Here is an 8,903-nt window from a genome sequence, read left to right as displayed (position 1 = left end):
GTGGGCTTGGCCCCGGCAGCGGCCAGGCCGGCGGAAGAAGCCCCCGCCGCGGCCAAGCCCACCGACGATACCCTGTGGATCCACGACGATCTCGACCTGGACAGCCTCAATCTCGACGAAGAACTGGCCAAGCTCGACGAATTCGAGCTGTCCCAGGAATTCCGCGAGCTGCAGTCCGCGCCCAAGCCGGCCGAGGCCCTGCTGGGCAACCGCCCGGTGGTGCGCGACCCGCATGACGAACGCTGGGCCGAGGCCCTGCTGCGGGACGAGGAACGCCAGGCCGGCGAAGGCGGCCGCCAGGAACCGAGCCTGGGCCGCATCGACGCAGAACCCGAACAACCGCCGGTCGCGCAGCCCCAGACGCAGCCGGCGCCAGCCGACGAGCCGGCCGTGGCCGCCGCGGCCGAAGAGGAAGACGACGACCTGCCGAGTTTCAGCGCCCGCCGCGACGACGAGCCGCTGGAAGAACCGGAGGCAGAAGCCGCCGGGCAGGACCAAGCGCCCGAGGCCGAGCCCCCGCTGGAGCTACGCGAAACGCCGCGCCTGGACACGCCGCTGGACGAGGAAGAGGACGACAGGGAACTGCGCCGTCCCGACCCGGGCCTGGGCGAGGCCGCCCTGCACGACCTCAGCGACGAACCCCTGCAGCTGGACTGGCAGAAGCCCAAGGGCCGCTGGGGCCGCCGCCTGCTCTGGCTGCTGCTGACCCTCCTGGCCCTGGCCGGCCTGGGCGGCCAGTACGTGGCCTACCACTTCGACGAACTGGCCCGCGAGGACGCCTACCGCCCCTGGTTCGCCGAACTCTGCCCGCAGCTGGGCTGCACCCTGCCCTCGAAGGTCGACGTCGAGCAGATCCGCAGCAGCAACCTGGTGGTGCGCAGCCACCCGGACTTCAGCGGCGCCCTGGTGGTGGACGCGATCATCTACAACCGCGCCAGCTTCTCGCAGCCCTTCCCGCTGCTGGAGCTGCGCTTCGCCGACCTCAACGGCCAGCTGATCGCCAGCCGCAGCTTCAAGCCCAGCGAGTACCTGGGCGGCGAGCTGGCCGGGCAGAGCGAGATGCCGCCGCAGACGCCCATCCACGTGTCGCTGGACATCCTCGACCCGGGCCCCAAGGCGGTCAACTACAGCCTCAGCTTCCATTCCCCGGAGTGACCCCCGCATAGCGCAGAACCCCGCGCGACGCCAGTTCCGCTCGTCTTCCAACCCCAGGCAATAAGCCGGCGGCTGTTCAGAATTTATCCAAAATCGCCTTTATCCGGTCATCGAGAGCGGGTATCATGCCCTCCCTTTTTTGCAAGCACCGGTGGCCTCTCGCCGACCCTCCCCGAGTCCTCGACCCGCGGGAGCGTTCAGCGATTACGCCCCATAACAGGGAAGCGATGTCGGTGGTTCGCATCGGCTCTTACACACTGCCCAACAGACTGATCCTGGCTCCCATGGCCGGCGTCACCGATCGCCCGTTCCGCCAGCTGTGCCGCCGCCTCGGCGCCGGCATGGTGGTCTCGGAGATGGTCACCAGCGACGTGCGCCTGTGGAACAGCCGCAAGTCGCGCCTGCGCCTGGTGCACGACAGCGAGGATCAGCCGCGTTCGGTGCAGATAGCCGGCGGCGACCCGCAGATGCTCGCCGAGGCCGCCCGCGCCAACGTCGAGCTGGGCGCGCAGATCATCGACATCAACATGGGCTGCCCGGCCAAGAAGGTGTGCAACAAGGCCGCCGGCTCCGCGCTGCTGCGCGACGAGAAGCTGGTGGCCGAGATCCTCGAGGCCGTGGTGGCCGCCGTCGAAGTGCCGGTGACGCTGAAGATCCGCACCGGCTGGGACCGCGACAACCGCAACGGCGTGAACGTCGCGCGCATCGCCGAGCAGTCGGGCATCCAGGCCCTGGCGGTGCACGGCCGCACCCGCGCCGACCTGTACACCGGCGAGGCCGAGTACGAAACCATCGCCGCGATCAAGCAGGCGGTGTCCATCCCGGTGTTCGCCAACGGCGACATCACCTCGCCGCAGAAGGCCCGCCAGGTGCTCCGGCACACCGGCGCCGACGCCTTGCTGATCGGCCGCGCCGCCCAGGGCCGGCCGTGGATATTCCGTGAGATCGAGCACTACCTGAGCACCGGCGAGACCTTGCCGGCGCCGTCCCTGGTCGAGGTCGAAAGCATCCTGCTGGAGCACCTCGCCGCCTTGCATGCCTTCTATGGGGAAGAGCTGGGTGTCCGCATCGCCCGCAAGCACGTGGGCTGGTACCTGGCGACGTTACCGGGGGCGGCGGAGTTCCGCGCCCAGTTCAATCGTTTGCAGAACACGGATGCACAGAGCGCCAGCGTCAGGCAGTTCTTCGCCGAGCGCCACGACAACGGAAAAGGGGTGGCCGCATGACAACGATGACCGAGACTTTAGTGAGTGGAATGACACCCGTGAGCGACAACGCGAACCTCAAGCAGCACCTGAACACGCCGACGCAGGAAGGCCATACCCTGCGCGACAGCGTCGAGAAGGCACTGCGCAACTATTTCGCCCATCTCGATGGGCAGCCGGTCACGGACGTGTACAACATGGTGCTCTGCGAAGTGGAAGCACCGCTGCTGGAGACCGTGATGGACCACGTGAAGGGTAACCAGACCAAGGCCTCCGAGCTGCTCGGCCTGAACCGCGGCACCCTGCGCAAGAAACTCAAGCAGTACGACCTCCTTTAAGCGGCGGCAGGCTACAGGCCGCCGGCGGCAGGCAAGCCGCCCGGACCTGAAGCCTGCAGCTTGCAGCCTGCAGCCCTAGGAACCTGTAATGACCGACCAAACCACCCGTCTGCCCATCCGCCGCGCGCTGATCAGCGTCTCCGACAAGACCGGCGTCGTCGATTTCGCCCGCGAGCTGGTCGCCCTCGGCGTGGAGATCCTCTCCACCGGCGGCACCTACAAGCTGCTCAAGGACAACGCCATCGCCGCCGTGGAAGTGGCCGACTACACCGGCTTCCCGGAAATGATGGACGGCCGCGTCAAGACCCTGCACCCGAAGGTGCACGGCGGCATCCTCGGCCGTCGCGACATCGACGGCGCGGTGATGGCCGAGCACGGCATCAAGCCGATCGACCTGGTGGCGGTCAACCTGTACCCCTTCGAGGCCACCGTGGCCAAGCCCGACTGCGACCTGCCGACCGCCATCGAGAACATCGACATCGGCGGCCCGACCATGGTCCGCAGCGCGGCGAAGAACCACAAGGACGTCGCCATCGTGGTCAACGCCGGTGACTACGCCGGCGTGGTCGAGGCCCTGAAGGCCGGCGGCCTGACCTACGCGCAGCGCTTCGACCTGGCCCTGAAGGCCTTCGAGCACACCGCCGCCTACGACGGCATGATCGCCAACTACCTGGGCACCATCGACCAGGCCCGCGACAGCCTCTCCACCGAGGGCCGCGGCGCCTTCCCGCGCACCTTCAACAGCCAGTTCATCAAGGCCCAGGAGATGCGCTACGGCGAGAACCCGCACCAGAGCGCGGCCTTCTACGTCGAGGCGAAGAAGGGCGAGGCCAGCGTTTCCACCGCCGTGCAGCTGCAGGGCAAGGAACTGTCGTTCAACAACGTGGCCGACACCGACGCCGCGCTGGAATGCGTGAAGAGCTTCGTCAAGCCGGCCTGTGTCATCGTCAAGCACGCCAACCCGTGCGGCGTGGCCGTGGTCCCCGAGGACGAGGGCGGCATCCGCAAGGCCTATGACCTGGCCTACGCCACCGACACCGAGTCGGCCTTCGGCGGCATCATCGCCTTCAACCGCGAGCTGGACGGCGACACCGCCCAGGCCATTGTCGAGCGCCAGTTCGTCGAAGTCATCATCGCCCCGAAAGTCTCCGCCGCCGCCCGCGCGGTGGTCGCCGCCAAGGCCAACGTGCGCCTGCTGGAATGCGGCGAGTGGCCGGCCGAGCGCGCCCCGGGCTGGGACTTCAAGCGCGTCAACGGCGGCCTGCTGGTGCAGAGCCGCGACATCGGCATGATCACCGAGGCCGACCTGAAGATCGTCACCCAGCGCGCGCCCAGCGAGCAGGAAATCCACGACCTGATCTTCGCCTGGAAAGTGGCCAAGTTCGTCAAGTCCAACGCCATCGTCTACGCCAAGCACCGCCAGACCGTGGGCGTCGGCGCCGGCCAGATGAGCCGCGTGAACTCCGCGCGCATCGCCGCGATCAAGGCCGAGCACGCCGGCCTGGAAGTCAAAGGCGCGGTCATGGCCTCGGACGCCTTCTTCCCGTTCCGCGACGGCATCGACAACGCGGCCAAGGCCGGCATCACCGCGGTGATCCAGCCGGGCGGCTCGATGCGTGACAACGAAGTCATCGCGGCGGCCGACGAAGCCGGAATCGCGATGGTGTTCACCGGCATGCGCCATTTCAGGCACTAACAGCGGCGGCAGGCTGCAGGCGTCAGGCTGCAGGCAAGAGCGCTCTTGCCTGCAGCCTACGGCCTGTAGCCTGCAGCCTCTCCGAAGGAGAGATTGATGAATGTTTTGATCATCGGCAGCGGCGGCCGTGAACACGCCCTGGCCTGGAAGGTCGCCCAGGACCCGCGGGTGGAGAAGGTCTTCGTCGCGCCGGGCAATGCCGGTACCGCCACCGAGCCCAAGTGCGAGAACGTCGCCATCGACGTGCTGGCCCTGGAGCAACTGGCCGACTTCGCCGCGAAGAACGTGCAGCTGACCATCGTCGGCCCCGAGGCGCCGCTGGTCAAAGGGGTGGTCGACCTGTTCCGCTCGCGCGGCCTGGACATCTTCGGCCCGACCGCCGGCGCAGCGCAGCTGGAAGGCTCCAAGGCCTTCACCAAGGACTTCCTCGCGCGCCACAAGATCCCCACCGCCGCCTACCAGAACTTCACCGAGGTCGAGCCGGCCCTGGCCTACCTGCGCGAGCAGGGTGCGCCCATCGTGATCAAGGCCGACGGCCTGGCCGCGGGCAAGGGCGTGATCGTCGCCATGACCCTGGCCGAGGCCGAGGAAGCCGTGCGCGACATGCTCGCCGGCAACGCCTTCGGCGACGCCGGTTCGCGCGTGGTGATCGAGGAGTTCCTCGACGGCGAGGAAGCCAGCTTCATCGTCATGGTCGACGGCCACAACGTGCTGCCCATGGCCACCAGCCAGGACCACAAGCGCGTCGGCGACGGCGACAGCGGCCCCAACACCGGCGGCATGGGCGCCTACTCCCCGGCCCCGGTGGTCACCCCCGAGGTGCACCAGCGGGTGATGGACGAAGTGATCTACCCGACCGTGCGCGGCATGGCCGAGGAAGGCAACGTCTACACCGGCTTCCTCTACGCCGGGCTGATGATCGACAAGAGCGGCGCGCCCAAGGTCATCGAGTTCAACTGCCGCTTCGGCGACCCCGAGACGCAGCCGATCATGGTGCGCCTGGAAAGCTCCCTGGTCCTGCTGGTCGAGGCCGCCCTGGCCAAGGCGCTGGACAAGGTCGAAGCCACCTGGGACCCGCGCCCCACCGTGGGCGTGGTACTGGCCGCCGGCGGCTACCCGGGCGACTACGCCAAGGGTGACGTCATCGAAGGCCTGGCCGAAGCCGCCAAGCTCGACGGCAAGGTGTTCCACGCCGGCACCGCGCTGAAGGACGGCCAGGTGGTCACCGCCGGCGGCCGCGTGCTCTGCGCCACCGCCATCGGCCCGAGCGTGTCCTCGGCGCAGCAGCAGGCCTACCGCCTGGCGGAGCAGATCCGCTGGAACGGCTGCTTCTACCGCAAGGACATCGGCTACCGCGCCATTGCCCGCGAACGCGGCGAAGGCTGAGCGGCCGGCGGGCGCGGGGCCTGAGCTGCCTTTGCGCCCGCTTTTCCGACCTGCGGTCGGCAGGCGGCCATGCGCGGGCCCGGGTGGATTCCGGGCCCGTCGGCACTTGGCTATAATCCGGCCACTCTCCACCGAAGGGAATTCGCCGTGCGCCGGCTCTGGAACGCCACAGGACTCCTAGTCTGCCTGCTGCTGACCGCCCTGCTCGCAGGCCCCGGCCTCGCCCAGGCGCAGGATGCCGGCGGCTGGTCGCAGCTGCACGACGGCGAAGGCCGCCTGCAGTTGCAGGACGTCCTCTCCGCACGCCTGCGCCCGCTGTTCAGCCCCCTCGACATCGAAGACCTGCACGCCCCCGCCGGCCCCGGCGCCATCTGGCTGCACTACCGCCTGCCGGCCAGCGACGCGCCGCGCCAGCTGCGCCTGTTCTCGCCGAGCCTGGACAGCCTGCAGCTCTACCTGCTGCACGGCCCGCAGCTGCTGGAAGAACGCCAGGCCGGCAACCTCTACCCCGGCCAGCGCCCGCTGCTCAACAGCGACATCCTGCTGCCGCTGCGCAGCAGCCCGGAAGTCCTCGACCTCTACCTGCGCCTGAGCTCCAGCCAGAGCCTGCGCCCCACCATCAGCCTGGAAAGCGCCGAATACCCCGCCGGCCAGCAGCGCCCGCTGCAGTTCGGCATCCTGCTCGGCTGCCTGGGCATGCTGCTGCTGTACAACCTGGTGCGCTTCGCCTACAACCGCGTGCGCAGCGGCCTGTGGCTGGCCGGCGTGCACGCCGGGCTGCTGCTGGCCTGCCTGACGCTGTTCGGCCTGCTCAGCCCCTGGTACGGCACGCACCAGACCTGGCAGCCGCTGACCGCCCAGTTGGCCCTGCTGCTGGTGCTGTCCTGCGCCCTGGGCTACACCGCCAGCTTCTTCCACGGCCAGCCGCCGCGCCGGCCGCTGGGCCGCCTGCTGGCGCTGGGCAGCCTCGGCCTGCTGGGCTTCGGCGCGCTGCTGCACCTGGCCTTGGAGATTCCCACCAGCGACCTGCTCTACGGCCTGGTGGCGATCACCAGCCTGGGCATGTTCCTCGTCGCCGCCTACTACATGCGCCACGGCTACCGCCCGGCCCGCCTGTTCGTCATCGCCATGGGCGTGTTCGTCAGCGCCTGGCTGCTGAGCCTGCCGGCGCTGCTCGGCTACGTGCCGACGCACAGCGACTGGCTGGGCAGCGGCCTGCTCGGGCTGACCGCGGCGGTGGGCTTCCTGCTCAGCCTGGCCCTGGCCGAGCGCCAGCGCCAGTTGCAGCAGGAAAGCTTCGACGCCAGCCGCAAGCGCGCCGCCAGCAGCGCCGAACTCAAGGCCAAGGGCGAGTTCCTGGCGAAGATCAGCCACGAGATCCGCACCCCCATGAACGGCGTGCTGGGCATGACCGAGCTGCTGCTCGGCACCCCGCTGTCGGCCAAGCAGCGCGACTACGTGCAGACCATCCACAGCGCCGGCAACGAGCTGCTGGCGCTGATCAACGAGATCCTCGACATCTCCAAGCTGGAGTCCGGGCAGATCGAGCTGGACGAGGTGCAGTTCGACCTTGGCGCGCTGATCGAGGACTGCTTGGCGATCTTCCGGGTGCGCGCCGAGCAGCAGAAGATCGAACTGATCAGCTTCACCCAGCCGCAGGTGCCGCGGGTCATCAGCGGCGACCCCACGCGCCTGCGCCAGGTGCTGCTGAGCCTGCTGGACAACGCCTTCAAGCAGACCGAGGAAGGCGAGATCCTCCTGGTGGTGGCCCTCGACGGCCCGCCGGGCAAGACGCGCCTGCGCATCGCCGTGCAGGACAGCGGCCGCCCGCTGGACCCGAACGACCGCCAGGCGCTGCTCACCGCCGAGCTGCACAGCCGCGACTTCCTCTCCGCCACCCGCCTGAGCAGCCGCCTGGGCCTGGTGATCGCGCGCCAGCTGATCCAGCTGATGTCCGGCCAGCTGGGCATCGAGAGCGGCCTGGACAGCGGCGGCGACAGCGGCAACACCCTGTGGCTGAGCCTGCCGCTGGACCAGCAGATGCTCGAACACCCCACCGCCGACCTCGACAGCCCGCTGCAGGGCGCGCGCCTGCTGGTGGTGGACGACAACCAGACCTGCCGCAAGGTGGTGGTGCAGCAGTGCAGCGCCTGGGGCATGAACGTCAGCGCGGTCGCGTCCGGCAAGGAGGCCCTGGCCCTGCTGCGCACCAAGGCGCACCTGCGCGAGTACTTCGACGTGGTCCTGCTGGACCAGGACATGCCCGGCATGACCGGCATGCAACTGGCGACCAAGATCCAGGAAGACCCCAACCTCAACCACGACATCCTGCTGATCATGCTCACCGGCATCAGCAACGCGCCGAGCAAGATCATCGCCCGCAACGCCGGGATCAAGCGTATCCTGGCCAAGCCGGTGGCCGGCTACACGCTCAAGGCCACCCTCGCCGACGAACTGGCCCAGCGCGGCCCCAGCGGCGTGACCAACTACCTGCCGGCAGCCACCGAACCCGCTCCGCTGAGCCCGCCCAGCGACTTCCGCGTGCTGGTGGCCGAGGACAACAGCATCTCCACCAAGGTCATCCGCGGCATGCTCGGCAAGCTCGACCTGCACCCGGACACCGCCAGCAACGGCGAGGAAGCCCTGGCCGCGATGAAGGCCACCCAGTACGACCTGGTGCTGATGGACTGCGAGATGCCGGTGCTCGACGGCTTCTCCGCCACCGAGCGCCTGCGTGCCTGGGAAGCCAGCGAACACCGCCCGCACACCCCGGTGGTGGCGCTCACCGCGCACATCCTCAGCGAACACAAGGAACGCGCCCGCCTGGTAGGCATGGACGGGCACATGGCCAAGCCGGTGGAACTATCGCAACTGCGCGAGCTGGTGGCCTACTGGGTAGCCGAACGCGAACGCCGCCTGCGCCAGCAGAGCGACGCGGCACTACCGTCCTGACACCGGAATACCCCGTAGGGCGCATAACGCCTACGGCGTTATCCGCCATCGACCGCCCGCGCCCGGCCCATCGGCGGATAACCGCGAACGGTTATTCGCCCTACGGCTCCGTAGCATCACCCGACGCCAATCGCGGACAGAGTCCGCTCCTACAGCTCCAGGAACGCACGT

Annotated in this window: 6 protein-coding genes; all 6 read left to right on the top strand. The window is 68.9% G+C overall.

What is annotated here, in order from left to right; all coding sequences use genetic code 11:
- Complete coding sequence (locus DK254_RS04275) at positions 1 to 1,155, top strand: DUF3426 domain-containing protein (RefSeq protein WP_109932485.1); 1,155 nt, start codon at positions 1 to 3, stop codon at positions 1,153 to 1,155.
- A 227-nt stretch (positions 1,156 to 1,382) separates the two neighbouring features.
- Positions 1,383 to 2,381, top strand: a complete 999-nt coding sequence (gene dusB / locus DK254_RS04270; RefSeq protein ID WP_109932483.1) for a tRNA dihydrouridine synthase DusB — start codon at positions 1,383 to 1,385, stop codon at positions 2,379 to 2,381.
- On the top strand, positions 2,378 to 2,698 hold the full coding sequence (gene fis / locus DK254_RS04265) for a DNA-binding transcriptional regulator Fis (RefSeq protein ID WP_009613305.1): 321 nt from the start codon (positions 2,378 to 2,380) through the stop codon (positions 2,696 to 2,698). Before dusB ends, fis begins: the two co-directional genes overlap by 4 nt.
- 88 nt (positions 2,699 to 2,786) lie before the next feature.
- Positions 2,787 to 4,394: a bifunctional phosphoribosylaminoimidazolecarboxamide formyltransferase/IMP cyclohydrolase gene (gene purH, locus DK254_RS04260; protein WP_109932481.1), complete on the top strand. Its 1,608-nt coding sequence runs from the start codon at positions 2,787 to 2,789 to the stop codon at positions 4,392 to 4,394.
- Positions 4,395 to 4,490: 96 nt separating this feature from the next.
- Positions 4,491 to 5,780 (top strand): phosphoribosylamine--glycine ligase, encoded by a 1,290-nt coding sequence (purD, locus tag DK254_RS04255; protein ID WP_109932479.1) that lies wholly within the window; start codon positions 4,491 to 4,493, stop codon positions 5,778 to 5,780.
- Positions 5,781 to 5,927: 147 nt separating this feature from the next.
- Positions 5,928 to 8,732, top strand: coding sequence for a hybrid sensor histidine kinase/response regulator (locus tag DK254_RS04250; RefSeq protein WP_109932478.1), 2,805 nt, complete (start codon positions 5,928 to 5,930; stop codon positions 8,730 to 8,732).
- The last annotated feature ends 171 nt before the right edge of the window (positions 8,733 to 8,903 follow it).

The sequence above is a fragment of the Pseudomonas sp. RW407 genome (assembly GCF_003176655.1).
In the GTDB taxonomy this organism is placed as follows: Bacteria; Pseudomonadota; Gammaproteobacteria; order Pseudomonadales; family Pseudomonadaceae; genus Pseudomonas; species Pseudomonas delhiensis.
This window is presented reverse-complemented; position numbering and strand designations above follow the sequence as displayed.

Coding starts and splice junctions, on each gene's coding strand:
- dusB (WP_109932483.1), top strand. CDS start 1,383: ATGTCGGTGGTTCGCATCGGCTCTTACACACTGCCCAACAGACTGATC.
- fis (WP_009613305.1), top strand. CDS start 2,378: ATGACAACGATGACCGAGACTTTAGTGAGTGGAATGACACCCGTGAGC.
- purH (WP_109932481.1), top strand. CDS start 2,787: ATGACCGACCAAACCACCCGTCTGCCCATCCGCCGCGCGCTGATCAGC.
- purD (WP_109932479.1), top strand. CDS start 4,491: ATGAATGTTTTGATCATCGGCAGCGGCGGCCGTGAACACGCCCTGGCC.